Annotated in this window: 29 protein-coding genes, 2 tRNA genes and 1 pseudogene; 14 read left to right on the top strand and 18 right to left on the bottom strand. The window is 53.8% G+C overall.

Features of this window, described 5'->3' with window-relative positions; translation table 11 throughout:
- The 3 genes from AC2FAJ_RS00005 to AC2FAJ_RS00015 all read right to left on the bottom strand — a co-directional run bounded on the left by AC2FAJ_RS00005 (position 1) and on the right by AC2FAJ_RS00015 (position 1,780).
- Positions 1–84, bottom strand: a tRNA-Ser gene (locus AC2FAJ_RS00005).
- 137 nt (positions 85–221) lie between these two features.
- Positions 222–899 carry an isochorismatase family protein gene (locus AC2FAJ_RS00010; protein WP_025755865.1) on the bottom strand — a complete coding sequence of 226 codons (678 nt, stop codon included), beginning with the start codon at positions 897–899 and terminating at the stop codon, positions 222–224.
- A gap of 20 nt (positions 900–919) precedes the next feature.
- Positions 920–1,780 (bottom strand): pirin family protein, encoded by an 861-nt coding sequence (locus AC2FAJ_RS00015; protein ID WP_485453682.1) that lies wholly within the window; start codon positions 1,778–1,780, stop codon positions 920–922.
- A gap of 109 nt (positions 1,781–1,889) precedes the next feature.
- Between AC2FAJ_RS00015 and AC2FAJ_RS00020 the strand changes: the two genes are divergently transcribed.
- Positions 1,890–2,795 (top strand): LysR family transcriptional regulator, encoded by a 906-nt coding sequence (locus AC2FAJ_RS00020; protein ID WP_028012669.1) that lies wholly within the window; start codon positions 1,890–1,892, stop codon positions 2,793–2,795.
- Between the two features lie 243 nt (positions 2,796–3,038).
- Here the strand turns inward: AC2FAJ_RS00020 and AC2FAJ_RS00025 are convergent.
- A tRNA-Ser gene (locus AC2FAJ_RS00025) sits at positions 3,039–3,126 on the bottom strand.
- A 232-nt stretch (positions 3,127–3,358) separates the two neighbouring features.
- Here AC2FAJ_RS00025 and ghrA point away from each other — a divergent pair.
- From ghrA to AC2FAJ_RS00045, 4 genes are all read left to right on the top strand, one after another.
- Complete coding sequence (gene ghrA, locus AC2FAJ_RS00030; protein ID WP_485453683.1) at positions 3,359–4,297, top strand: glyoxylate/hydroxypyruvate reductase GhrA; 939 nt, start codon at positions 3,359–3,361, stop codon at positions 4,295–4,297.
- A gap of 84 nt (positions 4,298–4,381) precedes the next feature.
- Positions 4,382–5,119, top strand: a complete 738-nt coding sequence (locus tag AC2FAJ_RS00035; RefSeq protein WP_485453684.1) for a PHP domain-containing protein — start codon at positions 4,382–4,384, stop codon at positions 5,117–5,119.
- A gap of 20 nt (positions 5,120–5,139) precedes the next feature.
- The gene (locus AC2FAJ_RS00040; protein WP_059354722.1) at positions 5,140–5,694 is read left to right on the top strand and encodes a TorD/DmsD family molecular chaperone; all 555 of its coding nucleotides are present in this window, start codon (positions 5,140–5,142) and stop codon (positions 5,692–5,694) included.
- 96 nt (positions 5,695–5,790) lie between these two features.
- Entirely contained in the window at positions 5,791–6,273 is a 483-nt protein-coding gene (locus tag AC2FAJ_RS00045) for a DUF1097 domain-containing protein (protein WP_072201771.1), read from the top strand.
- Between the two features lie 45 nt (positions 6,274–6,318).
- On the opposite strand, the gene csgG is transcribed toward AC2FAJ_RS00045, so the two are convergent.
- The 4 genes from csgG to csgD are packed head-to-tail and all read right to left on the bottom strand — an operon-like array spanning position 6,319 to position 8,660.
- Entirely contained in the window at positions 6,319–7,152 is an 834-nt protein-coding gene (gene csgG, locus AC2FAJ_RS00050) for a curli production assembly/transport protein CsgG (protein ID WP_028012674.1), read from the bottom strand.
- Positions 7,153–7,178: 26 nt separating this feature from the next.
- A complete protein-coding gene (gene csgF / locus AC2FAJ_RS00055; RefSeq protein WP_028012675.1) occupies positions 7,179–7,592 on the bottom strand; it encodes a curli production assembly/transport protein CsgF in 414 nt (137 codons plus the stop codon).
- A 23-nt stretch (positions 7,593–7,615) separates the two neighbouring features.
- Positions 7,616–8,005: a curli production assembly/transport protein CsgE gene (gene csgE, locus AC2FAJ_RS00060; RefSeq protein ID WP_028012676.1), complete on the bottom strand. Its 390-nt coding sequence runs from the start codon at positions 8,003–8,005 to the stop codon at positions 7,616–7,618.
- Positions 8,006–8,009: 4 nt separating this feature from the next.
- Positions 8,010–8,660 carry a biofilm master transcriptional regulator CsgD gene (gene csgD / locus AC2FAJ_RS00065; protein ID WP_045630077.1) on the bottom strand — a complete coding sequence of 217 codons (651 nt, stop codon included), beginning with the start codon at positions 8,658–8,660 and terminating at the stop codon, positions 8,010–8,012.
- 754 nt (positions 8,661–9,414) lie between these two features.
- Between csgD and csgB the strand changes: the two genes are divergently transcribed.
- The 5 genes from csgB (at position 9,415) to ymdB (ending at position 11,881) form a co-directional block, all read left to right on the top strand.
- Entirely contained in the window at positions 9,415–9,870 is a 456-nt protein-coding gene (gene csgB, locus AC2FAJ_RS00070; protein ID WP_028012679.1) for a curli minor subunit CsgB, read from the top strand.
- A gap of 41 nt (positions 9,871–9,911) precedes the next feature.
- Positions 9,912–10,370, top strand: a complete 459-nt coding sequence (gene csgA / locus AC2FAJ_RS00075; protein WP_028012680.1) for a curli major subunit CsgA — start codon at positions 9,912–9,914, stop codon at positions 10,368–10,370.
- A 61-nt stretch (positions 10,371–10,431) separates the two neighbouring features.
- Positions 10,432–10,764, top strand: a complete 333-nt coding sequence (csgC, locus tag AC2FAJ_RS00080; protein WP_041910536.1) for a curli assembly chaperone CsgC — start codon at positions 10,432–10,434, stop codon at positions 10,762–10,764.
- 150 nt (positions 10,765–10,914) lie between these two features.
- Positions 10,915–11,235, top strand: a complete 321-nt coding sequence (locus tag AC2FAJ_RS00085; protein ID WP_045261657.1) for a type 1 fimbrial protein — start codon at positions 10,915–10,917, stop codon at positions 11,233–11,235.
- Positions 11,236–11,338: 103 nt separating this feature from the next.
- The gene (gene ymdB, locus AC2FAJ_RS00090; RefSeq protein ID WP_045630081.1) at positions 11,339–11,881 is read left to right on the top strand and encodes an O-acetyl-ADP-ribose deacetylase; all 543 of its coding nucleotides are present in this window, start codon (positions 11,339–11,341) and stop codon (positions 11,879–11,881) included.
- Positions 11,882–11,916: 35 nt separating this feature from the next.
- Here the strand turns inward: ymdB and mdoC are convergent, their stop codons facing one another.
- On the bottom strand, positions 11,917–13,056 hold the full coding sequence (gene mdoC, locus AC2FAJ_RS00095) for a glucans biosynthesis protein MdoC (protein ID WP_060572799.1): 1,140 nt from the start codon (positions 13,054–13,056) through the stop codon (positions 11,917–11,919).
- 254 nt (positions 13,057–13,310) lie between these two features.
- On the opposite strand from mdoC, the gene mdoG reads away from it, so the two are divergent.
- The 3 genes from mdoG (at position 13,311) to AC2FAJ_RS00110 (ending at position 17,697) form a co-directional block, all read left to right on the top strand.
- Complete coding sequence (mdoG, locus tag AC2FAJ_RS00100; RefSeq protein WP_028012685.1) at positions 13,311–14,864, top strand: glucans biosynthesis protein MdoG; 1,554 nt, start codon at positions 13,311–13,313, stop codon at positions 14,862–14,864.
- Entirely contained in the window at positions 14,857–17,385 is a 2,529-nt protein-coding gene (gene mdoH / locus AC2FAJ_RS00105; protein WP_485453685.1) for a glucans biosynthesis glucosyltransferase MdoH, read from the top strand. Before mdoG ends, mdoH begins: the two co-directional genes overlap by 8 nt.
- Before the next feature lie 84 nt (positions 17,386–17,469).
- Positions 17,470–17,697 (top strand): YceK/YidQ family lipoprotein, encoded by a 228-nt coding sequence (locus AC2FAJ_RS00110; RefSeq protein WP_013097162.1) that lies wholly within the window; start codon positions 17,470–17,472, stop codon positions 17,695–17,697.
- A gap of 6 nt (positions 17,698–17,703) precedes the next feature.
- On the opposite strand, the gene AC2FAJ_RS00115 is transcribed toward AC2FAJ_RS00110, so the two are convergent.
- The 3 genes and pseudogenes from AC2FAJ_RS00115 to AC2FAJ_RS00125 form a co-directional block, all read right to left on the bottom strand.
- Positions 17,704–18,078, bottom strand: coding sequence for a MysB family protein (locus tag AC2FAJ_RS00115; protein ID WP_028012687.1), 375 nt, complete (start codon positions 18,076–18,078; stop codon positions 17,704–17,706).
- A gap of 97 nt (positions 18,079–18,175) precedes the next feature.
- Positions 18,176–19,392 (bottom strand): annotated as a pseudogene (gene mdtG / locus AC2FAJ_RS00120) (multidrug efflux MFS transporter MdtG).
- Between the two features lie 140 nt (positions 19,393–19,532).
- Positions 19,533–20,459, bottom strand: a complete 927-nt coding sequence (locus AC2FAJ_RS00125) for a Kdo(2)-lipid IV(A) acyltransferase (protein ID WP_028012689.1) — start codon at positions 20,457–20,459, stop codon at positions 19,533–19,535.
- A gap of 221 nt (positions 20,460–20,680) precedes the next feature.
- Here AC2FAJ_RS00125 and trhO point away from each other — a divergent pair, with 221 nt between their 5' ends.
- Complete coding sequence (gene trhO / locus AC2FAJ_RS00130) at positions 20,681–21,730, top strand: oxygen-dependent tRNA uridine(34) hydroxylase TrhO (RefSeq protein ID WP_028012690.1); 1,050 nt, start codon at positions 20,681–20,683, stop codon at positions 21,728–21,730.
- Positions 21,731–21,771: 41 nt separating this feature from the next.
- Here the strand turns inward: trhO and AC2FAJ_RS00135 are convergent, their stop codons facing one another.
- The 6 genes from AC2FAJ_RS00135 to dinI all read right to left on the bottom strand — a co-directional run bounded on the left by AC2FAJ_RS00135 (position 21,772) and on the right by dinI (position 25,318).
- Positions 21,772–22,350 (bottom strand): YceI family protein, encoded by a 579-nt coding sequence (locus tag AC2FAJ_RS00135; RefSeq protein WP_028012691.1) that lies wholly within the window; start codon positions 22,348–22,350, stop codon positions 21,772–21,774.
- A 1-nt stretch (position 22,351) separates the two neighbouring features.
- Positions 22,352–22,918, bottom strand: coding sequence for a cytochrome b (locus AC2FAJ_RS00140; protein WP_063437651.1), 567 nt, complete (start codon positions 22,916–22,918; stop codon positions 22,352–22,354).
- 218 nt (positions 22,919–23,136) lie between these two features.
- A complete protein-coding gene (locus AC2FAJ_RS00145) occupies positions 23,137–23,250 on the bottom strand; it encodes a YceO family protein (RefSeq protein WP_032644857.1) in 114 nt (37 codons plus the stop codon).
- Positions 23,251–23,310: 60 nt separating this feature from the next.
- Complete coding sequence (gene solA / locus AC2FAJ_RS00150) at positions 23,311–24,429, bottom strand: N-methyl-L-tryptophan oxidase (RefSeq protein WP_193030991.1); 1,119 nt, start codon at positions 24,427–24,429, stop codon at positions 23,311–23,313.
- A gap of 116 nt (positions 24,430–24,545) precedes the next feature.
- Positions 24,546–24,800 (bottom strand): biofilm formation regulator BssS, encoded by a 255-nt coding sequence (bssS, locus tag AC2FAJ_RS00155; RefSeq protein WP_023299782.1) that lies wholly within the window; start codon positions 24,798–24,800, stop codon positions 24,546–24,548.
- A gap of 272 nt (positions 24,801–25,072) precedes the next feature.
- Positions 25,073–25,318 (bottom strand): DNA damage-inducible protein I, encoded by a 246-nt coding sequence (dinI, locus tag AC2FAJ_RS00160; RefSeq protein WP_028012694.1) that lies wholly within the window; start codon positions 25,316–25,318, stop codon positions 25,073–25,075.
- Positions 25,319–25,344: the final 26 nt, after the last annotated feature.

A 25,344-nucleotide genomic window follows, 5' to 3' on the forward strand; every position in this document is an offset into this window, starting at 1 on the left:
GGTGAGGGGGGGATTCGAACCCCCGATACGTTGCCGTATACACACTTTCCAGGCGTGCTCCTTCAGCCACTCGGACACCTCACCATATTGTTTTGCTGCCTGACCGCTTGGGGGGCAACGGGGCGCTACTATAGGGAGTTGCGCGAAAGCGGTCAAGCAGATTTTCTGCATTCGTGCTTGTTCGGTTAAGCCTTAATCAGCTTATGTCGTACAGCGCAGGATTAACGCTGCGAATCGAGAACTTCGCTGTTTTTCACCACCTCCTGCGCTTTGCCGTAGCTTTCGATCAGCAGCTGGTAGGCCGGGAAGATGTGGGTGTATACCTCAGCCCATTCAGCCGCATCTTCACGGTTCCAGGTTCGCTGGATCTCAGAGGCCACAGCGGCGGTATCCATCGGCACCACGCCTGCCTGGACCACGCGGGCCAGGGTGATCTCCTGCGCCATTTTGCTGTAGGTGCCGGAAGCATCAATCACCGCAAACACTTTATATCCGTCCGCCACCGCACTGATGGACGGGAAGGCCATGCAGACGCTGGTGATCGTGCCTGCAATAATTAACGTCTTGCGACCGGTAGCTTTTACCGCCGCCACGAATTCCGGGTTATCCCAGGCGTTGATCTCACCTTTGCGGGCCACATACTGCGCATGCGGCGCGTTGGCGTGGATCTCCGGGATAAGCGGGCCGTTCGGTCCCTGTGGAACGGAGGCGGTGGTGATCACCGGGATCTTCGCCAGCGTGGCGATCTTTGCCAGCGCCGCCGCACGGGCGCGCAGCTCCGGCATGGGCATGTCGCCGACGGTCTGGAACAGCCCGCTCTGGTGGTCGATAAGCAGCATGACGGCATCATTTACGTCAATGACGGGACGTGCACCGTTGAAGTTTGCAGGGGTAGACATATTGCGCTCCTTAATTACGTTCAGATCTGGCCAAAGCGGCCGGAGTTGAAATCACGAATGGCTTCCGCGATCTCGGTTTTACTGTTCATCACAAACGGGCCGTAGCCCACAATCGGTTCATTCAGCGGCTCACCGGCCATCAGCAGCAATTTCGCGTCGCTGTTCGCTTCCAGATGCAGCTTTTCACCGCTCTGACTTAGCACAACCAGCTGTGCTTCACCCGCTGGCGTGGTGCCGTTCACCGTTACGCTGCCCTCAAGTACCACCAGCGCCGTGCTCCAGCCTTCGGGCTGGTTGAGCGTCAGATGGCTGCCCTGGTTAAGCGCGATGTCCCAGACGTTCAGCGGTGAGAAGGTATGGGCCGGGCCCGTCACGTCCTCATGGCGACCGGCGATGACCCGCAGCGTGCCGCTGTTATCCGGCAGCGTGACCACCGGGATATCCGCTTTGGTGATGCTCTGGTAGCCGGGCGTCGCCATTTTGTCTTTGGCGGGCAGGTTGACCCACAGCTGCATCATTTTTAGTTCACCGCCTTTCTGCGCGAAGGCGCTGGCGTGGAACTCCTCGTGCAGGATGCCTGCGCCCGCCGTCATCCACTGCACGTCGCCGGGGCCAATAACGCCGCCTCTGCCGGTGGAGTCGCGATGCTCTACTTCGCCGGCGTAAACGATGGTCACCGTTTCAAAGCCGCGATGAGGATGCTCGCCCACGCCGCGTTTCGCGCCGTCCGCCGGGAAGGTGTACGGTCCGGCATAGTCCAGCAGCAGAAACGGGCTCAGCGGCTCGCCGTGCGTCTGGTAAGAAAACATTGAACGAACCGGGAAACCGTCACCGACCCAGTGCGGACGAGGTGCGGTATAAACGCCTGTTACGTTTTTCATGATGAACTCCTGATGTTCTGTTGATGTAATTAGCTTATATTCAGGGTTAATATCCCGGTAGATAGTGAAAATGACATTCACTGTTCTGAATATGGAACGATGAGGGCGTATGCAGGATCTCAATGATTTCGCGTGGTTTGTGAAGGTGGTGGACCATGGTGGATTTGCGGCGGCGGGTCGGGCGCTCGATCAGCCCAAGTCAAAACTGAGCCGCCGGATTGCCCAACTGGAAGAGCGCCTTGGCGTGCGTTTGATCCAGCGTACCACCCGGCAGTTTACCGTGACAGAAGTGGGGCAGACGTTCTATCAGCACTGTAAAGCCATGCTGGTAGAGGCCGAAGCTGCGGAAGAGGCGGTGGCGGCGTTGCAGGCCGAGCCACGCGGCGTGGTCAGGATCACTTGTCCGGTCACCTTGCTGCACGTGCACGTGGGGCCCATGCTGGCGCGGTTTATGGCGCGCTATCCGGGGATCAATCTTCAGCTTGAGGCCACAAACCGAAGGGTCGATCTGGTAGGTGAGGGCATCGACGTGGCGATCCGCGTTCGTCCACGTCCGTTTGATGACAGCGACCTGGTGTTAAGAGTGCTGGCAGACAGGGGACACTGCCTGGTGGCGAGCCCTGCGCTGATTGAGCGGATGGGTCACCCTGCCGTGCCCTCTGAGCTTAGCGAGTGGCCGGGTTTGAGCATGGGGGTGGGAAAACAGCTGCACAGATGGGAGCTGAGCGGGCCGGAGGGAGCGAAAGCCGCGATTCATTACACGCCGCGCTTTATTACCACCGACATGCTGGCGCTGCGTGAAGCGGCGATGGCGGGGGTGGGCGTGGTGCAGCTGCCGATTTTGATGGTCAAGGATCAGCTGGCATCCGGGGAACTGGTAAGGGTGCTTGACGCATGGGAACCCCGACGGGAAGTGATTCACGCTGTTTATCCTTCCAGGCGAGGTTTGCTGCCGTCCGTCAGAACGCTGGTGGATTTTCTTACCGAAGAGTATGCGCGGATGGTGGAGGAGTAACGATCCCCTCGCCCCTTTGGGGAGAGGGTTAGGGTGAGGGTCTCAGGCCGCACCGAGCTGAATATAGCACCGGGGGGGATTGACTCGCTTCGCTCGCCCTGCGGGCAGCCTGTTCGCTTTGCTCACAGTCTGTCCAACTGGCTGCGCCAGTTGTCGAACCCCGGTCGGGGGTTCTCATCCCCCCGCAGGCGTGCAACATGCGAAAAAAAAGCCCGCATTTTCATGCGAGCTCTTCTTAAAATATGGCGGTGAGGGGGGGATTCGAACCCCCGATACGTTGCCGTATACACACTTTCCAGGCGTGCTCCTTCAGCCACTCGGACACCTCACCATATTGTCATCCCGTTGTTGCTGGGACGGGCGCTAATGTAAGGAAAAGCCGAACTGCCGTCAACCCACTTTTTCAGTAATTTAGCGCGTTTAGACAAACTTCAGGCAACATGATTCTTAAATGTGCTGAAAGCGTCTTTTTTATCAACAACACGGTCGCGCAAGAAATTTGCTATGCTGACCGTCCAGTTAAAAAGCAAAATAAATCAGCGCAATAAAAGGCAGGATTGACTATGGATATACTCTTCTATCACCCCACTTTTGATACGGCTTACTGGATTAAGGCACTTTCTGCGGCACTGCCGGGCGCTCGCGTTCGTGAGTGGAAGCGGGGCGATAACGAACATGCTGACTACGCGCTGGTCTGGCATCCGCCGGTAGAAATGCTCCAGGGCCGTAAGCTGAAGGCGGTGTTCGCGCTCGGGGCCGGGGTGGATTCCATTCTGAGTAAGCTGAAAGCACACCCTGAAATGCTGCCGGAAGATATTCCTCTGTTCCGCCTGGAAGATACCGGTATGGGCCAGCAAATGCAGGAATATGCCGTCAGCCAGGTGCTGCACTGGTTCCGCCGCTTTGATGACTATCAGGCGCTTAAGCAGCAATCCCGCTGGGAGCCGTTGCCTGAATATCCGCGCGAAGCGTTTACCGTTGGTATCCTCGGCGCGGGCGTGCTGGGTTCGAAAGTGGCTGAAGCGCTCGCGCCGTGGGGCTTCCCGCTGCGCTGCTGGAGCCGTAGCCGTAAAGACTATCCGGGCGTTGAGAGCTTTGCCGGAACCGATGAGCTTCCGGCCTTCCTGAACGGCACGCGTGTGCTGATTAACCTGCTGCCCAATACGGCGGAAACGGTGGGGATTATCAATGAAGGCCTGCTCAACCAGCTGGACGACCAGAGCTACCTGATGAATCTGGCGCGCGGCGTGCATGTGGTCGAGCCGGATCTGCTGAAGGCGCTGGATAGCGGGAAGCTTAAAGGCGCCATGCTGGATGTCTACAGCCGTGAGCCGCTGCCGGAGGAAAGCCCGCTGTGGCGACACCCGCGCGTGGCAATGACTCCGCACGTTGCCGCCGTGACGCGACCTGCCGAGGCAGTGGCCTATATCTCGCACACGATCGGTGAAATAGAGAAGGGTAACCCGGTCACCGGACAGGTCGACCGACAGCGCGGCTACTGAGAGAAACCCGGCGTTCGCCGGGTTTTTGCTAATATTCGCCGCTGATAACTGCTATCCTTTGGAAAAAACGCAGAGGAGAGAAAGATGTATCCCGTTGACCTGCATATGCACACCGTCGCCAGCACCCACGCGTATAGCAACCTCCATGATTATATCGCCCAGGCGAAGCTTAAGGGCATCAATCTGTTCGCGATAACCGATCACGGCCCGGATATGGCGGATGCGCCGCACTACTGGCATTTTGTGAATATGCGTATCTGGCCACGTCTGGTGGACGGCATTGGGATACTGCGCGGCATTGAGGCGAACATCAAAAACACCGACGGTGAAATTGACTGTACCGGCCCGATGCTGACCTCCTTAGATCTGATCCTTGCCGGCTTCCATGAGCCGGTTTTCCCGCCGCAGGATAAAGAGACCAATACCGCGGCGATGATTGCCACTATTGCCAGCGGCAATGTGCACATCATCAGCCATCCGGGCAATCCGAAATACCCGATTGATATTCAGGCCGTGGCGCAGGCCGCGGCGAAACACCGCGTGGCGCTGGAGATTAACAACTCCTCGTTCGTGCACTCGCGTAAAGGCAGTGAAGCCAACTGCCGCGAAGTGGCTGCCGCCATGCGTGATGCGGGTGGCATGGTGGCGCTGGGCTCTGATTCGCACACGGCCTTCACGCTGGGGGATTTTAGCGAGTGCCTGAAAATATTACAGGATGTGGATTTCCCGGAAGAACGCATCCTGAACGTCACGCCGCGTCGTATGCTTGATTTCCTCGAGTCGCGCGGCATGGCGCCGATTGATGAATTTGCCGATCTTTAATTGAATAACGGAATAAAACAATGAATGAATTTTCCATCCTTTGCCGCGTGCTGGGCTCCCTGTATTACCGCCAGCCGCAGGACCCGCTGCTGGTGCCGCTGTTTACGCTGATTCGCGAAGGTAAACTGGCGCAGAACTGGCCGCTGGAACAGGATGAGTTACTGGAGCGTCTGCAGAAAAGCTGCGATATGCAGCAGGTCTCAACGGACTACAATGCTCTGTTCGTGGGCGAAGAGTGCCGCGTGTCGCCGTATCGTTCCGCCTGGCAGGAAGGAGCGTCCGAAGCGGAAGTGCGGGCATTCCTTTCAGAACGCGGGATGCCGCTGAGCGATACCCCAGCCGATCATATCGGTACGCTGCTGCTGGCCGCGTCCTGGATCGAAGACAACGCTGGCGACGATGAAAATGAGGCCATCGGGATCCTCTTCGAAACATATCTGCTGCCGTGGGTGGGGACCTTCCTGGGTAAAGTGGAAGCTCATGCCACCTCTCCGTTCTGGCGAACGCTGGCCCCGCTGACGCGTGACGCCATCGCAGCAATGTGGGACGAGCTGGAAGAAGAGAGCGAGGAGTGATGTAAATCACAAAAATCCTGCAACGATACATTTTAACTTGCACGTAATGTGCTTCTGATCTCATTTCTATGGCGCGCTTCTGCTAAGATGCGCGCCATGAACATATTACTTTGTATTGCAATCACGACGGGCATCCTCTCCGGTATTTGGGGATGGGTAGCGGTGTCTCTCGGTCTGTTAAGCTGGGCTGGCTTCCTGGGCTGCACGGCCTATTTCGCCTGTCCTCAGGGCGGGCTGAAAGGGCTCTTTATCTCAGGCTGCACGCTTATGAGCGGCGTTATCTGGGCGCTGGTCATCATGAAAGGCAGCGCGCTGGCGCCGCATCTGGAGATGCTGGGGTACGTCATGACGGGTGTCGTCGCCTTCCTGATGTGCATCCAGGCGAAGCATCTGCTGCTGTCGTTTGTGCCGGGAACCTTTATGGGGGCCTGCGCAACCTTTGCCGGGCAGGGGGACTGGAAGCTGGTGGTTCCTTCCCTGGCGCTGGGGCTGCTGTTTGGCTACGCCATGAAGAACAGCGGTCTTTGGCTGGCGGCGCGACGGGAAAAAACGCAAAACATCACCGCGGTGAGTGAATAAAAAAAAGGCGAGATAATCATCTCGCCTTTTTTTATGCGCTGCCCGTCAGGATTCCGGAGGCACCGACATATCACGGTATTTCACCAGGATCGGGTTCTGCACGTCCGCTTTGTTTTGCAGATCCCACAGCCCGCGATCGATACCATCGTTGATTAAGAAGATCACGCCGGTTTCAATGGCTGACATCAGACACATCATGACCGGTTCGTTAGAGGTGTAGCCAATTTCTCCTTCCAGCAGGCGCTGGTAATCGATGAAGCGGAATACCCCAGCCTGAACTTCATAAGACAAAATCGTTTTGCTGGTGTTGACCGAAGAGAGCACTTCACCGGTACTGACGTTTACGACGCGCAGGTTAACCGCAATTTGGTCGAGCTGGTACTGGGTATCTGCGCCGATACCGAAGTAGCGCGCGCCCACGCCACCCGATTTCACGTTGCTCTCGTAACCGATAATCGACCCTTCAATCATCACGTTTGCGGCGGCCAGAGACTGCAGAGGCATCCGGTTATTGTCCGCAACGGTGCCATTCTCCTGCGCGGCACGAATGATTTTTCGTTCATTTAACAGGTTCTGAAGCCCCTGGCGTTCCAGCGGAATAAACCAGTGCGAATCTTTAAGTGCAGTTACCAGCATGGCGGTGGCGCTTTGCGGCACCGCGGTGGAGAAGTTACTTGCCGGATAAGGTTTAAATTGTCCGGTTTCATCCTGAATGTTGTATACCGAGACAAATATCTTGCCCGTAGGTGAAGGCAAATGGGTTAAATCACGGTAACTTTGAGCCCGCGGCATTAATGTGGGTTTTGCAGCTTCTTTAGGCGGAGCAGTTAAACAACCGCTCAATAAGCACACTGCAACAAATATCAGGAAGCGCTGCATGGTCGTTGTCCTTATTTAGCTATTGTTTAAAAGTCAGTTGAATTATTTTGCAGGCCGGAAACCTCTATGGTGGAAGTTTTTCCGGTTTTACGATCGGTCACATTCAACTGGAGCTGTCCGTCCCTGTTGGCGATGTCGACGATAAAGTCGTTGGTCATCATTCGGCCGGGTTTGCCGGTATTAATGTTGGTCAGCAATCCCCCTAAAATCTGCGACTGGATAGCCTGGGTGAAGTTATCCAGTGCGGAAGGGGTATCAACGGTAAAATCCTGAAAGCTCGGATCTTTATAGGAGTTTTGTGCCTGAGCTTGATTCAGCAGAAAGGCACCGTTGTTGGGGTTACCGCCAAAGTTAGGGTTACGGAACTGGAAGGTCATATTTCCGGCCCAGCTCAGGGGAGCAATAAGCATGATCGAAACAACTGCATATGCAATACGCATGACAGCCTCCGCATATCGGTTCGCTAGAACTCATCTTTTGCTAAATCGCTGGTGCTTAATAGGGCTTTATCTATTTGCAGGCGATTAATAGCGTCTTCAGTTTGAGCCAGTGCTAAGGCTACGTTTTTTTCGAAGTCTGTTTTCGAGGGGAATAAAAACGTTTGATAAATAACGTCCTGATTGGCCGTTATGGTTATCCAGCTTCCCCATCGTGCACTGGGCCGCTCGTTGATTGTTAAATTACCCGTGTAGGGACTGTCCCATTTATCGCTGAAGGCCCGGTAAAAACTGTGCCCGATCGATGAGACAGTGTGGTCAGTTAACAATCCGGGAACTTCGACCTCAACGGCCTGCAGGTTCCCTGCAGCGAGCAGGAGACTCGCTGCGGCGATCCAACTCAACGTGCGCTTCATGTGATTAACGCCTGAGGTTATCGTTTGCCCATGAAACCGCCTGAGTTCGGTTTTTAACAGCTATCTTCTTGAAAAGATTATAAAGGTGCGTCTTTACCGTATTTTCGCTGATAAATAACGAACGGGCGATTTCAATATTTGAAGCACCAATGCGTAATTTGTTCAGGATCTCTTTCTCACGGTGGGTGAGCAGCGCTGATTCCGAACTGTTATAGCGGTAATTTCCGGAGTGCGTGATGAGGTAGCTGGCCAGCTTTTGCGAGAAATAGCATTCGCCGCGCAATATGCCTTGCAGACCATCTACCACCCGAACCTCTTCTTCAGTGACGTAGAACACGCCATTGATATGCGGCCAGCTTTCAATATCTCGGAAAGGATATTCATCAGGCGTATTCAATAATAACACGCGGATATTATTGTTTTTCCTGCTTAAGTTATCTTGCCAGTAATGGATAAGCTTTTTATCGGCTTCCATCATATCAAACAGAATGATGCTGCCAGGCACAATATCATCAAAAGAACGTTGAATATTATGCAATTTCCCGTTCAGTGATAGAGATTGCTTTAAATGTTGTAATAAAGCTGTCGCTTGCAGAGAAGGTTTTGTGATCAACAGTAATGTATGACCATGTAAACTATGGACTTCATTATACATGATGAAACCCCACTTATTTTTGGCACCTGACAGCCGCCCTCTCTGTAAAGAAGAGGGCACCAGAAGTACTGACAGATGTTGCACTGCTGTGTGTAGAATCAGAACATAACCTCCACAGGGAGGTAAATATAAAACCAATTTCGTACATCTAATTTCAATCTAGCTTTTACGAATTTTAAAGCAAGTGTTAATCATGTAACAAGATGTAAAAATCAATATTAATTTGTGAAAATTGCAGATTTTGAATGTTGTTATTTGATATGAAAGTTGTACATGGAAATAGTAGTGCATAGATTTTAAAAATCATACAAATATAATTAACCAGTTAATATTTATAAGTATTTATTATTTTTTTTAGTTTGTACCCAGGTATGAGTAACTGATACTTTCTAAGTCATGTCGTTCTGGTTTTTCTGGCTTAAGAAAACTCGCCTTGTGTCACGCCCTGAAGAAAATCTCATCCTGGCGTTACGCTTAAACAACGCGGGAAGGGACATGGACGGCTGTCTCGCCGTTGTACAACATGTCGCGCATAAATATTTCATAAAAAATAAAAACGCCCTGTGTCATGCCTTTTATGGTGCAAATTACAACTTTGTGGTGACCTGAAAAATAAAAATAAGCCGCGCGGGTGAGATATTTAAAATGTTTCAGCGGACATACTCTTCACCGTAACGACGCGTTAACAAAAACGAGTCGTTTAATACGAAATACGATCAGGGTGTTTTCAGGTAGCCGGGTCCAGGGTGACAACATGAAAAACACATCGTTATTTTTGATGTTTACATTACTGGGTGCGCCTGGATTTGTAACCGCCGCGAATTCAGATTTAGCAAACGCTGAATATAATTTTGCGGTTAATGAATTAAGTTATTCATCATTAAATCAGGCAGCCATTATTGGTCAACAGGGTGTATTTAATGACGCTCAGCTTCGCCAGGAAGGTTCGAAACTCTTGTCCGTCATTTCTCAGGATGGGGCAGGCAACAGAGCGAGAGTTGATCAATCAGGGACTTACAATATTGCCTGGATCGATCAGAGCGGTAACGGGAACGATGCAGGTATTACGCAGGATGGATATGGTAATAGTGCGAAAATTATCCAGAAAGGGTCGGGTAATAGAGCAAATATTACGCAGTACGGTACGCAGAAAACCGCAGTTGTAGTGCAGAAACAGTCGCAGATGGCAATTCGCGTTATTCAGCGCTAGCTATTTCGCGACGACGTTAATCAATCCGATGGGGGTTTACCATGAAATTTATCAAAGTGGCAGCACTTGCAGCAATCGTCGTTTCTGGTAGTGCTATGGCTGGTATGATTAATCAGGGCGGATGGGGTCATGGACACGGTCATGGCCAGGGCGGAAACAGTGGTCCAAATTCAACCCTGAATATTTATCAGAACGGTGGCGGTAACTCCGCGCTGGCGTTGCAGACAGATGCCAGAAATTCCGTTCTTAATATTAGCCAGACCGGTGGCGGTAACGGGGCTGATGTCGGTCAGGGTTCTGACGACAGCAAAATCAACCTGACCCAGAACGGCTTTGGCAACAGTGCGACACTCGATCAGTGGAACAGCAAAAAATCCGTTATGAATGTTAGCCAGTACGGCGGCCTTAACGGTGCGCTCGTAGACCAGACGGCGTCTAACTCCACCGTCAACGTTACCCAGATCGGCTTTGGTAACCACGCGACAGCGCATCAGTACTGATACTGAAATCTGTACTACAAAAAAACAGGGCCGATGCCCTGTTTTTTTTCGGGAGTTCCTCATGAATACCTTCATTCTCCTTGCCGCGCTTTCCGGGCAGATAACCTTTCAAACGTCACAGCAGGGAAATATGACGACCATTATTCCGCAGGTCATTTTGACGGAACCGTGTGATTGTCAGGTCCAGATCCTCTCTTTGAAGGAAGGGCAGAGTGGGCAAAGTGCTTCGCGACAGCAAAATACCCTTTTTATTCCCGCTAATCAGCCGATTGATTTAACGCGGTTGAGTTTAACTATTTCTGCGGAAGACACGATCAACATCGTTGTCACCGTCACGGATGGAAAAGCGCTTCATTTATCACAGCAGTGGTCGCCAGCCGGGGGTGCGCTGTAAATATTCATGAAATCAATGCATTGTGAATATTTGCCGTTGAACTAAGCTGTTATCAGGAACTGCGTTGTTAGGTTCCGTAACGTCAGCCTTCGTTTGCATAATGAAGCGCGTTTGCCCCTCATGGACGATTTTCATTGAGGAGTACATATCGTGACCCACTCTTTTGCACATCTTATTTCAGGTCTGGGCCTGCTTGTTTCGGCATTTATCGCTCCAGCTTATTCGGCCACGCTCGCGCAGGGCGGCGTTATTCACTTTCGCGGCGCAATCGTTGCTGACCCTTGCGAAGTTACCCAGCAGCAGCGGCAGCTGGCGGTGTCGTGTCCGGAAAAAAATCGTATGCAAACGCGTATGGTGAGTTACGGCGACGCGCTGAACGGCAAGGCGACGGCTTCCGGCCTGGCGACAGTGAATATGACGTACCTGAATCCTGAAAAAACGCTCGCGGTTGTTCAGATCCAGTACCGTTAATACCCGTGAGCGCCCGCCGGTGGGCGCGGTTTTATGCCTATCGTTTTTCTCAATAACCCCTCTGCGATACACTTATAAAAAAGGCGGGCAGCAGAGGGGCTTTATGAAACCGCAAATTGAAGTTATTCATGGCGATATTACGACAGTTCATGTCGACGTCATCGTCAATGCGGCCAATCCTTCCCTGATGGGGGGAGGAGGCGTAGACGGCGCTATTCACCGGGCTGCCGGACCGCAGTTACTGGAAGCCTGTAAAATGGTGCGTCAGCAACAGGGTGAATGCCCACCGGGCCATGCGGTGATTACGCTGGCGGGCAACCTTCCTGCCAAAGCGGTGATTCATGCTGTCGGGCCCGTGTGGCACGGCGGAGACCAGCATGAAGCGAGCCTTCTGGAGGAGGCATACCGAAACTGTCTGCGGCTTGCCGCCGACAACGGCTATAAAACGATGGCGTTCCCGGCTATCAGCACCGGCGTGTATGGGTATCCTAAGGCGGCAGCGGCGACCATCGCAGTCGAAACGGTTTACCGCTATTTGTCGCTTAAACCGCTGCCAGAGAAGGTGATTTTTGTCTGCTTCGATGAAGACACCACGCATCTTTATCAGCGGCTTCTGACTCAGCGCAGACAAGAGCTGGAGAGCTGAAGCGAAGGCGGCGCACCGTGAGTGCGCCGCGCTGCTCAGGCGGCTTTCGGCTGAGGTTTTCCTGAAAACAGAAAGCGCAGAAGAGGGATCCGCAGATGAATCTCGTAGAGTACGACGGCAATCCCCACCACAAACACCAGCCCGGTAAAGAAGCCCAGCGTATTGGATGCGATATGCGGCGTGATGTATGCCCCGAAGAACAGCGTCAACGGGTGGTGCACCAGATAGATAAACAGTGAGGCATTGACGAAGTAGGTCACGCGGCTGGACTTAAAGTTCAGCAAACGGTGCCCGAGCGCGAACACTACGTTCACCATCCACAAGCCCAACAGCATGGTGATCACGCTTTCCGTTTCATACATCCAGGCGTCGCCGCTCCCGTAGCGCTGGTTCACCAGGTAGGCCACGAAGGCAATGGCCGCACCCACCGCGCACCACGGTGACGGGGTGGTAAACAGCGCTTTAAGCCTCGGATGAATAAAGGCCAGCGCGCCAATTAAAAAGAACGGAATGTAGAACAGCGACTGCATCACCACAAAATTAAACAGGCCGTCGCTCAGTATCGGTGGATAGACAATAAACAGCGTGCGTCTCACCGCGGCATAGGCGATCCCCAGCAGTAAGAAGAGCACCGACAGTTTGCCCAGCGTGACGTTAGCGAAGAAAGAGTCTGCTGTCGTGCTGAGATGACGGCGCAAGCGGCTGAAAATCACCAGACTGACCGTGGTCAGCACCACCAGAACCAGCAGGAACCAGAGGTGAGACACCAGCTCCCAGACCAGCGTGTTGTACTTTTCATACAGCGAGAGATTCGGCCAGTTCTCCGCCTTGCCTTTAACGTATTGCAGCATAATGAACTGCGGCAGCGTCAGCAGTGGTATGGCGGTTAACATGGGAATACCTACGCGCTCTACGCGCACTTTCCACCAGCGCTTAAGCGGATAGCGTAAAAAAAGCATGTACGAGAAATAGCCGGAGATGACAAAAAACACCTGCATGCGGAAGGCGTGAATAAAGTCATTAAACAGCGTCAGCCACCAGGAGGGCATCTGGCTATTAACATGCCACGTGTGGCTGGAGTAAATCAGTGAAATATGAAAGGGGATCCCCAATAGCATCAGCCATGCCCGGATCGAGTCGAGGAAATATTCCCGTTGTATCGGTGTTGTGCTCATATAACGTTGCGCATTCTCAGACTTTTCGCCTTATCCCTAAGGCTCATAATGGTTACATTCGACGCCAACCCTACACCAAGACCGACACACTGTCTCCAGGATAAGCACGCAAAGTGAATAACGGGTTCTTTCATTTGCTTAATCCATGAGCCAGCAGCTGAACAAAGCAGTGATTATGTTGTCGGATTGCCTGAGTTTCCATTAAAATGGATCGGATCGATATAAGCACACAAAGGGGGAAGTGCTTACTTATTATGAAACATAAACCACAGATGATGAAAATGCGTTGGTTGGGTGTTGCGGTGGTGTTATCACTGTATACCTCATCGGCACTGGCCTTTAACATCGACGATGTCGCAAAACAGGCAAAATCGATGGCAGGCAAGAGCTACGAAGCGCCGAAAAGTAACCTGCCCTCCGTTTTCCGCGACATGAAGTATGCGGACTATCAGCAGATCCAGTTCAACCACGATAAAGCGTACTGGAACAACGTTAAAACCCCGTTCAAGCTTGAATTTTATCATCAGGGTATGTACTTCGACACGCCTGTTGCCATCAATGAAGTGACGGCGACCGCGGTACGTAAGATCAAGTACAGCCCGGATTACTTCAATTTTGGCAATGTGCAGCACGACAAAGATACGGTGAAAGACCTGGGCTTCGCAGGCTTCAAGGTGCTTTACCCGATCAACAGCAAAGATAAAAACGACGAAATCGTTAGCATGCTTGGCGCCAGCTACTTCCGCGTGATTGGCGCGGGGCAGGTGTACGGGCTTTCTGCGCGCGGTCTGGCTATTGATACCGCGCTGCCATCAGGTGAAGAGTTCCCGCGTTTCCGCGAGTTCTGGATTGAGCGTCCAAAACCAACGGACAAACGTCTGACTATTTATGCGCTGCTGGATTCCCCACGCGCAACCGGTGCCTATCGCTTTGTGATTATGCCTGGTCGTGACACGGTCGTTGACGTGCAGTCTAAGGTTTACCTGCGTGACAAAGTGGGCAAACTGGGCGTCGCTCCGCTGACCAGTATGTTCCTGTTTGGGCCGAACCAGCCGTCACCGGCAACCAACTTCCGCCCGGAACTGCATGACTCCAACGGTCTGTCTATTCATGCCGGTAACGGTGAGTGGATCTGGCGTCCGCTGAATAACCCGAAACATCTGGCGGTCAGCAGCTTTGCGATGGAAAACCCGCAGGGCTTTGGCCTGCTGCAACGTGGCCGTCAGTTCTCTCGCTTTGAAGATCTCGACGACCGCTATGACCTGCGTCCAAGCGCCTGGGTTACGCCGAAAGGTGACTGGGGTAAAGGCAAGGTAGAGCTGGTTGAAATTCCAACCAACGACGAAACCAACGACAACATCGTCGCATACTGGACGCCGGATCAGCTGCCGGAAGCCGGTAAAGAGATGAACTTCAAGTACACCATTACCTTCAGCCGCGACGAAGATAAGCTGCATGCGCCGGATAACGCGTATGTGACGCAGACTCGCCGCTCTACGGGTGACGTGAAGCAGTCTAACCTGATCCGTCAGCCTGACGGTACGGTAGCGTTTGTCGTGGACTTCACCGGCCAGGATATGAAGAAACTGTCTCCTGATACTGCGGTGTCGGCCCAGGCCAGCATCGGTGACAACGGTGAAATCGTAGAGAACACCGTGCGTTACAACCCGGTAACCAAAGGCTGGCGTCTGACCCTGCGCGTGAAAGTGAAAGATCCGAAACAGACCACTGAAATGCGTGCTGCGCTGGTCAGTGAAGATCAGCCGCTGAGTGAAACCTGGAGCTACCAGCTACCTGCCAATGAATAATACATCTGAATATATTGATGCCATGCCGCTGACGGATATCGAAAAAGCGGCGCTGCCTAAGAGCGACATCCGCGCGGTTCATACCGCGCTGGATGGCGAACATCGTCAGTTTTCCCGTGATGATGATACGCCGCTGGGGTCAGTCAAGGCGCGTCTGGAGCAGGCCTGGCCGGACTCGCTGGCAGAAGGGCAGTTGATTAAAGACGACGAAGGACGCGATCAGCTTCAGGCGATGCCGAAAGCGACGCGTTCCTCAATGTTCCCCGATCCGTGGCGCACCAACCCGGTTGGCCGCTTCTGGGATCGCCTGCGCGGGCGTGACGTCACGCCGCGCTATCTGTCGCGCCTGACGAAAGAAGAGCAGGCCTCCGAACAGAAATGGCGTACCGTGGGGACAATTCGCCGTTATATCCTGCTGCTTCTGACGCTGGCGCAGACGGTTGTCGCAACCTGGTATATGAAAACCATCCTGCCTTACCAGGGTTGGGCATTTATCAACCCGACGGACATGATGGGCCAGGATCTCTGGGTCTCCTTCATGCAGCTGCTGCCGTATATCCTGCAGAGCGGCATTCTCCTGCTGTTCGCGGTCCTCTTCTGCTGGGTCTCGGCCGGTTTCTGGACCGCGCTGATGGGCTTCCTGCAGCTGCTGATGGGACGGGACAAGTACAGCATTTCGGCGTCAACGGTCGGGGATGAACCCCTCAATCCCGAGCACCGTACCGCACTGATTATGCCTATCTGTAACGAAGACGTTGACCGCGTATTTGCGGGGCTGCGTGCAACCTGGGAGTCCGTAAAGGCAACCGGTAATGCGGCGCATTTCGACGTTTACATCCTGAGCGACAGTTACAACCCGGATATCTGCGTGGCAGAGCAAAAAGCCTGGATGGAGCTGGTTGCGGAAGTGCAGGGCGAAGGGCAGATCTTCTACCGCCGCCGCCGCCGTCGCGTGAAGCGTAAAAGCGGCAACATCGATGACTTCTGCCGCCGCTGGGGTAACCAGTACAGCTACATGGTCGTGCTGGATGCTGACTCCGTCATGAGCGGTGACTGCCTGAGCGGTCTGGTGCGTCTGATGGAAGCCAACCCGAACGCGGGGATCATTCAGTCTTCGCCAAAAGCATCCGGCATGGACACCCTGTACGCGCGCTGCCAGCAGTTCGCCACCCGTGTTTACGGCCCGCTCTTTACCGCCGGTCTGCACTTCTGGCAGTTGGGTGAGTCGCACTACTGGGGCCACAACGCCATTATCCGCGTGAAGCCGTTCATCGAACACTGTGCGCTGGCGCCGCTGCCGGGCGAGGGTTCGTTTGCCGGTTCGATTCTGTCGCATGACTTCGTGGAAGCGGCGCTGATGCGTCGTGCGGGCTGGGGCGTCTGGATTGCTTACGACCTGCCGGGATCGTACGAAGAGCTGCCGCCGAACCTGCTGGACGAGCTCAAGCGCGACCGCCGCTGGTGTCACGGTAACCTGATGAACTTCCGCCTGTTCCTCGTAAAAGGGATGCACCCGGTTCACCGTGCGGTGTTCCTGACGGGCGTAATGTCTTATCTCTCCGCACCGCTGTGGTTTATGTTCCTCGCGCTCTCCACTGCGCTGCAGGTCGTCCATGCCCTGACGGAGCCGCAATACTTCCTGCAACCGCGCCAGCTGTTCCCGGTGTGGCCGCAGTGGCGTCCGGAGCTGGCGATTGCGCTGTTTGCTTCCACCATGGTGCTGCTGTTCCTGCCTAAGCTGCTCAGTATCATCCTGATCTGGTGCAAAGGCTCGAAAGAGTACGGCGGATTCTTCCGCGTCACCCTTTCGCTGCTGCTGGAAGTGCTGTTCTCCGTGCTGCTGGCGCCGGTGCGTATGCTGTTCCACACCGTGTTTGTGGTCAGCGCGTTCCTGGGCTGGGAAGTGGTCTGGAACTCACCGCAGCGTGATGACGACTCCACGCCGTGGAGTGAAGCCTTCATGCGTCACGGGTCTCAGCTGCTGCTGGGCCTGGTGTGGGCGGCCGGAATGGCCTGGCTGGATCTGCGCTTCCTGTTCTGGCTGGCGCCGATTGTCTTCTCGCTGATCCTGTCGCCGTTTGTGTCCGTGATCTCCAGCCGTTCAACGGTAGGGCTGCGTACCAAACGCTGGAAACTGTTCCTGATCCCGGAAGAGTATTCCCCGCCGCAGGTGCTGGTGGATACCGATACCTATCTGGAGCAGAACCGTAACCGCACGCTGGACGATGGCTTTATGCACGCCGTGTTTAATCCGTCATTCAACGCTCTGGCGACGGCAATGGCCACTGCGCGCCACCGCGCAAGCCAGGTGCTGGAGATTGCCCGCGATCGTCACGTTGAGCAGGCGCTTAACGAGACCCCGGAAAAACTCAATCGCGACCGTCGTCTGGTGCTGCTGAGCGATCCGGTCACGATGGCAAGACTTCACTATCGCGTATGGTCCGCTCCGGAGAAGTACTCTTCGTGGGTGAACTACTACAAAGAGCTGAAGCTGAACCCGCTGGCGCTGAAGGCGAAGTAAGCGGTTAAGCAAGGCGGGTAAGCAAAGCGCCACCCGCCAGATAAAATACCGGCTGTGAGGCCGGTATTTTTTTAGAGGTTACTGATGAAAATAATCATCGTCGTCATGATGGCATGCCTGCTGAGCGGCTGCGGCAGCATCATCAGCCGCACCATTCCAGGTCAGGGCCATGGCAACCAGTACTACCCGGGCGTAAAATGGGATGTCCGTGATTCCGCATGGCGCTACCTGACGGTGCTCGATCTGCCGTTCTCGCTGATTTTCGACACGCTGTTGCTGCCCATCGATGCCAGCCACGGTCCGTACGAGTAGCGTAAATTAACGCTCGTCCCATTCATCGGCTGCGGTTTGACCTTCTTCCGTATCCAGCGGTGGCTCGAGCTGAAATTCGCCCTCATCCCACTCGTGCAGCGTATTCTCCTCCAGCCATTCCTGGCGTAACTCGATTTCATCATAGTCGCCATCAAACACGGCCTGCGCACCTGCACCGCTCAGGACCGGCAAACATTCTCCTTCTTCACCTTCGTCGGCAAAGAATTCGGCCTGCCACATAATATCCCCATCCTGCAGAACATATTTTTGGATATTAAGTTGTTGCACGTCAGCATCTTCTTCCTCAACGCCGGGATTATCGGCAAGGAACTCTTCACGAGCGGCATCAATAGCTTCTTCCAGCGTGGCGTACATGGTCATTGGTGTCTCCCTGTTTTCCAGAAGGTTTCAGGGAAAGAATAGCTGAATATCAGATTCTGCAAGTATGAATGCGAAAATAAGCCGTCAGGCGTTCTTCTTATTCCGTCACTGGCCGTAACGCGCGGGATAAACTGAACCACGAGTAAATGCGTTGAACAGCACCACGCCTGCCGTCACGATAAAGACGGCGCGAAAACCGAAGCTGGCGGAAATACCCGCCCCGAGAAGCGGCCCGGTGACGTTACCGATATCGCGAAACGACTGGTTATAGCTAAAGATACGCCCGGCAATCTGATTCGTGGAGTTGTAGACCAGCAGGGTCTGTACGGCGGGCAGCAACGCTCCGTCGGCGGCGCCCAGCAAAAAGCGAAGCACGCCCAGCTGCCATGGAGAGTGCACCATCGACATGGGGATAAGCAGCAGGACGGAAATGATCAGTGCGCAGATCAGGATCTTTTCCGGGCCGACCCGGTCACCCAATTTCCCCAGTCTCGGTGCGCTAACCAGCGCCGCCACGCCGGGCACAGAGGCAATCAGTCCGCTGATAAACGCAATATTGCTGACGTTACCCGCCAGGTCGCGAACGTATAGGGTGAGAATAGGAGCGATCGATCCGGTTGCCACCTGAATGATCAATGTCGTTACGAACAGGCTCAGCACCAGTCTGGGATTTTTAAGCGAGGTCAGCACGTCTCTGGCGTGAAGCATCTCTTTTTTGGCGACGGGCGTAAATTTTTCACGGATGCAGACCAGGGTGACGATGAAGCACAGGAACAACACGCTGGCGGTGATGAAAAAGACCGGGCGCAGGCCGTAGTTATCCGCCAGTAATCCCCCCGCCAGCGGCCCAAGCAGGGCGCCGCTCACGCCACCGGTTGAGAGCGTGCCAAGCGCCCAGCCGCTCTTATGGCGAGGAATTTGCGTGGCGATCAGGGCGTTCGCGTTGGGAATAAACCCGCCCAATAAGCCCAGCAATGCGCGCAATATCAGGAACTGCCAGACGTTCTGCGCCACGCCCATCAGCGCCATGATTATCGCCATCCCCAGCGCCGAACGCAGCAGCATGATTTTACGTCCCTTGCGGTCGGCAAGGCCGCCCCAGAAGGGCGAGGCAATGGCGGAAAAGAGAAACGTGATGCTGAATACCAGGCCAGACCACATGTTGAGCGCGCTATGGCCCGTCACGCCCAGCTGTTCGACGTAGAGCGGCAGGAAAGGCATGACCAGGCTAAACGCCGCGCCGGTAAGAAAACAGCCAAGCCACGCAACCGTGAGGTTACGCTTCCAGTTTATGGGGGCATCTGAGGGTGTCATAACAATCCGCATAGTGAGGTGCAGAGCACCTGAGGCATGAAGTAATAAGCCTGCTAATTATGCGCCTGGGTTATGATTGCCGCAATGAGGGGGAGCTTTTAAAGCTAAAATAGCATGCGGCCCTGAGGGCCGCATGAGGATCAATAGCGGGAAGGCGTGCCTTCTGGCCGCGTTTTAAAGCGTCGATGCAGCCACATGTACTGCTCGGGTGCCAGCATGATGCACTTCTCCACAACGCCGTTCATCCAGCGTGCGGTGGTTTCCGCATCTTCCAGCGGCGGCGCGAGTTCCGGCTCAAGCATCATCAGCTCGTAGCCTGAGCCATCCGGCATACGGCGGGGAACAAAGGGAACGATGGCGGCTTTGGACATCCGCGCCAGCATCCAGGTGCCGGTCGTGGTGGCGGCCTCATCAACGGCGAAGAAGGGGACAAAGACGCTGGCCTGGGGGCCATAGTCGTGATCGGGGGCATACCAGACCACTTCACCGGACTTCAGCGCGCGGATCATGCCCTTCAGATCCTTACGGTCGATCATGCTTTTGTTGGAGCGCATGCGGCCGTTGGTCTGGATGAGATCGATAACCGGGTTGTCGTTAGGACGGTAAACCCCGATGCCGGGCGCTTGCATGCCAAACATACGCGCCCCGATTTCGAGCGTCAGGAAATGGACGCCGATCAGCAACACGCCGGTCTGATTGGCCTGAAGCGTATGCACCGGCTCCATGCCGGTGCCTGTAACCTTGCTCCAGCGGGCCATACGTTTGTCCGACCAGAACCACGCCATGCCCGTCTCCATGAGACCCATGCCGACGGATTCGAAATTCTTCGAGACCATATCATGGCGCTCCGCCTCGCTCATCTGCGGAAAGCACAGCTCAAGGTTACGATACGCGATGCGGGCGCGGCGCTTCATAAGCGTTTGCGCGAGTCGGCCTAATGATGTACCTAACCGGAAGATAACAGGGTAGGGAAGCTGTACCAGTAGCCATAAAAAGCCAATGCCAAGCCAGGTCATCCAATAGCGGGGATGCAAAAGGGCGACGGTAAATTTTGGTAACTGGGTCATGTCTTTCCTGTGTTCAAACGTCCTGTTTCGCTATTGTCGCATTTTTTGAGACGTAGCCAAAATATCTGCCGTCGAAACCTGCACGACGACGGCAATTGTTAAGCCTGATTCATCAGGGTGTGTGAAATGTAGCGTAAATTGTGTGGATGTAAATTGGTTTTGTTTGCTATATGATGCCGACCGATTTTGATTCTCTCTGACGATTGCAGGACTTGTACACCATGCCAGTGTTACACAACCGCGTTTCGAATGAGATGTTAAAGGCGCGCATGTTGGCTGAAACCGAACCGCGCACGACCATCTCCTTCTACAAATACTTCACCATCGACGATCCGCAGGCGACCCGCGATGCGCTTTATCAGGCCTTCACGGCGCTGAACGTATTCGGCCGCGTCTACCTTGCCCGCGAAGGCATTAACGCGCAGATTAGCGTGCCGGAAAGCAAAGTGAATGCGTTCCGCGACGCGCTTTATAGCTTCGATCCGGCCCTCAACGGCTTACGCCTGAACATTGCCCTGGATGACGATGGAAAATCGTTCTGGGTGCTGCGCATGAAGGTGCGTGAACGCATCGTGGCGGACGGTATTGACGATCCTGAGTTTAACCCGGCGGACGTCGGCGAATATCTGAAGGCCGCGGAAGTGAATGCGATGCTGGACGATCCGGATGCCGTGTTCATTGATATGCGTAACCACTACGAGTACGAAGTGGGGCATTTCGAAAACGCGATGGAGATTCCGGCCGATACCTTCCGCGAGCAGCTGCCTAAAGCGGTGGAGATGATGCAGGAGCATAAGGATAAAAAAATCGTTATGTACTGCACCGGCGGTATCCGCTGCGAGAAGGCCAGCGCGTGGATGAAGCACAATGGGTTCAACAAGGTCTGGCACATTGAAGGCGGTATTATTGAGTACGCCCGCCGCGCCCGTGAGCAGGGCTTACCGGTACGCTTTATCGGTAAAAACTTCGTCTTTGACGAGCGCATGGGCGAGCGCATTTCAGAAGATGTGATTGCCCAGTGCCACCAGTGCGGCGCGCCGTGCGATACCCACACCAACTGCAAAAACGACGGTTGCCACCTGCTGTTTATTCAGTGCCCGGCCTGTGCCGAGAAGTTTAACGGCTGTTGTAGCGAGCTGTGCAGCGAAGAGAGCGTCCTGCCGGAAGAAGAGCAGCGTCGTCGTCGCGCGGGGCGTGAAAACGGTAATAAGATTTTTAATAAATCACGCGGCCGTCTGAATACCAAACTGGGTATTCCTGACCCGGAATGATAATAACGCCCGGCACGGCGAAAGCCTGCCGGGCGAATCTATTACGACTTCTGCTGCACACCTTCAACGGAAATAACCAGCTCAACGTCCTGCGACGCCGGGCCTAAATCCGTTGTGATATTAAAATCTTTCAGGTGAATTTTACCCGCCGCTTCAAAACCTGCGCGTTTTCCGCCCCACGGATCGTCGCCCTGACCGATCAATTTCGCATCCAGAGTAACGGGTTTGGTTACGCCATTCAGCGTCAGATTCCCGGTAATAGCCAATTTATCACCGTCTTTCTTAACTTCCGTGGAGGTGAAGGTGGCCTGTGGGAATTTTGTGACGTTGAGGAACTCTGCGCTGCGCAGGTGTTTATCGCGCTCAGCATGGTTCGTGTCGACGCTGTTCGTATTAATGGTCACATTGACTTTATCTGCCGCAGGATTTTTCTCGTCAAAAGTAAATGTGCCGTCGAAATCTTTAAAGGTGCCGTACAGCCAGCTGTATCCCAGGTGCTGAATGCGAAAATTGACGAAAGCGTGCTGGCCCTCTTTATCAATTTTATAGTCAGCCGCTACGGCAGAACCGGTGGTGAATAACAGAGAACCGAGGGCAATACCCAGCAGGTGTTTTTTCATTTTATGCTCCAGAGTCAACTGACGAGCGGCCAAGCATGCGCTTAAGCGTATCGTCTTTATCAATAAAATGGTGTTTAAGGGCGGCGAGCCCGTGCAGTACGGACAGGATCACCACGCTCCACGCAAGCCAGAGGTGAACGACGCCTGCCGTATCGGCCTGAGCCCCGGCATCGCTGAGCGTTGCCGGAACCTCGAACAGGCCAAAAACGCTAATTGGTTTGCCGTCTGCCGTTGAAATGAGATAGCCGCTGATCAGAATGGCGAAGAGCAGCGCGTAGAGCGCAATATGCACGGCAACGGCGCTGACGCGGGTTATTTTTCCATATGTCTTTAGCGGCGCGGGCGGTGGGGAAATATGTCGCCAGATCGCGCGAAACACCAGCCCCAGCATCAGCAGAACCCCGATGCTTTTATGCAGCTCGGGTGCCTGATGATACCAGCCATCGTAATAGCTGAGCGTGACCATCCAGAGTCCAAGTCCGAACATACCGTAGACGGCAATGGCAAATATCCAGTGCAAACTTATGGATATTATTCCGTAGCGCCGGGAGGAGTTACGCAATTGCATCAGAATGTCCATTTTCAAATTAACCGAAAGGTAAAAATGAACGGGAAGACGCGATATTGCAACTGAAATAATTGACTATTGATTTTTATTTTATTTATTTCAGCGATTTTGAAAAGAAACAGCAAGATTAATTCAATGGCTTCGTGCAAGACGTATTTAGCAGAAGAAAAAACCTTAAATAAACATAAAGTAACGTCAGTTAACGTCAATTGTCACTTTCAATAAAACACAATGTATATAACATCAACGATAGCGAGCAGCGCCCACAATAAGATATAGAGCATAAAGTGTTCGCGAATGTTATTGATGAGGAAATCCACTATCCTGCGCATAACGCCCCACAATTGAGTACGAAGAAAACGGGCCCCGATGCCGCCGGAGCCCGTGGCCGATTATCCATTAAAACGCGAGAGTGAGAACGGCGTCAGATCAAACTGCGGCGTGATACCCTGGGCAAACTGCGCGGCGATTTCACCCAACACCGAAGCGAACTTAAAGCCGTGGCCACTCAGCCCGGTAATCAGCAGGGTGTTGTCATGTCCCGGCAGCGTATCAATGATAAAGTCTTCATCCGGCGTGTTGTCATAGGTGCAGGCCGCGCCATAAAGCAGGCCGCCGACGCCCGGGAGAATATTGCGCAGGAACGAGAAGGCTTCTGAGCCGTCCTGCGGGCAGGCGCCAAACGGCTTGCGCTCCTCAGGTGATGAGATGACCTGCCCGCCGTTGTGTTTTCCAATCTTGAGAGCGTCCTTCTCGGAAGGGAAACCGTAGAACTGATCGCCGTTGGGTAACTCGCCGGTAAACGCCGGGAATTTATTTTGCGCGCTGTAACGCCCGTCCGACTGGAACCAGGAGAAGACCTTGCGTACCGGCTGGATCGGCAGGTCCGGAAGCAGGCGGGTAACCCAGGTTCCTGCGCTAATAAGCAGGCGGGAAGCCGAATATTCCCCGTCTACGGTTTTCACCGTAACGCCGTTTGCATCATGCGTGATGGCCTCTACGGGGCAATTGAACAGCTGCGCACAGCCCGCTTTGGCGGCAAGATCGACCCAGGTTTTGATCGCCGTTTCACAGTGCAGCACACCGGAGTTGGCTTCAAAGAGGCCGATATAATCCTCCGGGACGGTAATTTCAGGCCAGCGCGAGGTAATGGCCGCCGCGTCCAGCTTCTCAACGTCAAGATTAAAGGCTTTCGCGCTGCGTTCGACGTTGGCGAGAAATTCTGAACGGGCCGGACCGAGGTTGATGATCCCCGTGCGTTCGAAAATGCGCTCTTCAGTCTGTTTCGCCAGCTCGTCCCACAGCGTCTGGGCGCGAAGCACCAGCGGGACATAGCGCTCGCCTTCGCCATACGCATGGCGGATAAGGCGGGTATCGCCATGATGGCTGCCCTCCGCATGAGGCGGAAGATGGCTATCGATCATCAGGACCTTCAGCCCTGCCTGCGTTGCGTAATAACCGGCGGCCGATCCAACGGAGCCGCTACCAATAATGATTAAGTCGTATCTCATATGCATCTCGTAAACTTACGGTTTGTTAGCAGAGTAATTAACAACGCGGGCGTAAACAAGCGGGAAATAAATAAGGCACCGCGAGGGTGCCTGTTGAGTGAAAAGTGGGCATAAGGTTAGTGCCGTTTATACTCATTTTCCTGATAGTCGCCAGATTCTATTTTTGCAATGCCTGCCTCTAAAATAGAAATAAACTGACGGGCGACGTCTGTTGTTAGCCACAGCGTCTGTCCCACTTCCGCTTCGTCACGGTTGAGTTGATTTGGGGTCTGGTAGTGCAAACGCAGCATCAGTGCATCGTAGCTATCTACGGTACTGATATCCCAGCCTACAAGCGGATGGGTCTGGATGACTTCGTTATTCTTTTCCATTATAACCCCCTTAATGCGTGTTAGAAGACAACGGCTCTGAGGTTCAATGCATGTTTTTCTGAAAGCTTCTTCAGTATACCAAGTAATAAGGGTTCCAAAGGGAAAAATAAACAGGTAGCAACACATTTTTCTGCTTTTTAGGATTGTTCGAACAATAAAACACCATCTCGTTCACGATTTTTTAAGAACACGCTGAATTAATTTGATCTTTCGAAATTACAGGCAAAAAAAAGCCGGGGCGACCCGGCAAAAAACACAATGAGGGAGCAGTGTTAATCGGTAATGAACCAGTCATCTGCGCTTTCCCACGTTTCCTGCAGGATTTCGCTGATGCGATCTTTATCTTCTTTTGCGGCACCCATGACGGAGAGGTTGTTCGCTGCGGCGTAACGCACCGTTACGGCGCCCGCGTTGTCGGGAAAGGTGTTGTTAATACGACGGGATAATTCGCCTGCCAGAGCGTCAAGCGCGCCGGCAGGCAGAACGGTAGTTTTGGCTATGGTGACTTCAATACGCATAAATGCCCCCTGTGTAATATACTGTT

This window comes from Enterobacter cloacae complex sp. 385G4 (assembly GCF_057320665.1).

Coding starts and splice junctions, on each gene's coding strand:
- AC2FAJ_RS00020 (WP_028012669.1), top strand. CDS start 1,890: ATGCAGGATCTCAATGATTTCGCGTGGTTTGTGAAGGTGGTGGACCAT.
- solA (WP_193030991.1), bottom strand. CDS start 24,429: ATGAGATACGACTTAATCATTATTGGTAGCGGCTCCGTTGGATCGGCC.
- mdoG (WP_028012685.1), top strand. CDS start 13,311: ATGAAACATAAACCACAGATGATGAAAATGCGTTGGTTGGGTGTTGCG.
- csgF (WP_028012675.1), bottom strand. CDS start 7,592: ATGCGTATTGCATATGCAGTTGTTTCGATCATGCTTATTGCTCCCCTG.
- AC2FAJ_RS00035 (WP_485453684.1), top strand. CDS start 4,382: ATGTATCCCGTTGACCTGCATATGCACACCGTCGCCAGCACCCACGCG.
- mdoH (WP_485453685.1), top strand. CDS start 14,857: ATGAATAATACATCTGAATATATTGATGCCATGCCGCTGACGGATATC.
- AC2FAJ_RS00010 (WP_025755865.1), bottom strand. CDS start 899: ATGTCTACCCCTGCAAACTTCAACGGTGCACGTCCCGTCATTGACGTA.
- AC2FAJ_RS00040 (WP_059354722.1), top strand. CDS start 5,140: ATGAATGAATTTTCCATCCTTTGCCGCGTGCTGGGCTCCCTGTATTAC.
- bssS (WP_023299782.1), bottom strand. CDS start 24,800: ATGGAAAAGAATAACGAAGTCATCCAGACCCATCCGCTTGTAGGCTGG.
- AC2FAJ_RS00015 (WP_485453682.1), bottom strand. CDS start 1,780: ATGAAAAACGTAACAGGCGTTTATACCGCACCTCGTCCGCACTGGGTC.
- dinI (WP_028012694.1), bottom strand. CDS start 25,318: ATGCGTATTGAAGTCACCATAGCCAAAACTACCGTTCTGCCTGCCGGC.
- csgG (WP_028012674.1), bottom strand. CDS start 7,152: ATGCAGCGCTTCCTGATATTTGTTGCAGTGTGCTTATTGAGCGGTTGT.
- csgC (WP_041910536.1), top strand. CDS start 10,432: ATGAATACCTTCATTCTCCTTGCCGCGCTTTCCGGGCAGATAACCTTT.
- trhO (WP_028012690.1), top strand. CDS start 20,681: ATGCCAGTGTTACACAACCGCGTTTCGAATGAGATGTTAAAGGCGCGC.
- csgA (WP_028012680.1), top strand. CDS start 9,912: ATGAAATTTATCAAAGTGGCAGCACTTGCAGCAATCGTCGTTTCTGGT.
- AC2FAJ_RS00115 (WP_028012687.1), bottom strand. CDS start 18,078: ATGACCATGTACGCCACGCTGGAAGAAGCTATTGATGCCGCTCGTGAA.
- mdoC (WP_060572799.1), bottom strand. CDS start 13,056: ATGAGCACAACACCGATACAACGGGAATATTTCCTCGACTCGATCCGG.
- ghrA (WP_485453683.1), top strand. CDS start 3,359: ATGGATATACTCTTCTATCACCCCACTTTTGATACGGCTTACTGGATT.
- csgD (WP_045630077.1), bottom strand. CDS start 8,660: ATGTATAATGAAGTCCATAGTTTACATGGTCATACATTACTGTTGATC.
- AC2FAJ_RS00140 (WP_063437651.1), bottom strand. CDS start 22,918: ATGCAATTGCGTAACTCCTCCCGGCGCTACGGAATAATATCCATAAGT.
- AC2FAJ_RS00145 (WP_032644857.1), bottom strand. CDS start 23,250: ATGCGCAGGATAGTGGATTTCCTCATCAATAACATTCGCGAACACTTT.
- AC2FAJ_RS00125 (WP_028012689.1), bottom strand. CDS start 20,459: ATGACCCAGTTACCAAAATTTACCGTCGCCCTTTTGCATCCCCGCTAT.
- ymdB (WP_045630081.1), top strand. CDS start 11,339: ATGAAACCGCAAATTGAAGTTATTCATGGCGATATTACGACAGTTCAT.
- AC2FAJ_RS00045 (WP_072201771.1), top strand. CDS start 5,791: ATGAACATATTACTTTGTATTGCAATCACGACGGGCATCCTCTCCGGT.
- csgE (WP_028012676.1), bottom strand. CDS start 8,005: ATGAAGCGCACGTTGAGTTGGATCGCCGCAGCGAGTCTCCTGCTCGCT.
- AC2FAJ_RS00110 (WP_013097162.1), top strand. CDS start 17,470: ATGAAAATAATCATCGTCGTCATGATGGCATGCCTGCTGAGCGGCTGC.
- csgB (WP_028012679.1), top strand. CDS start 9,415: ATGAAAAACACATCGTTATTTTTGATGTTTACATTACTGGGTGCGCCT.
- AC2FAJ_RS00135 (WP_028012691.1), bottom strand. CDS start 22,350: ATGAAAAAACACCTGCTGGGTATTGCCCTCGGTTCTCTGTTATTCACC.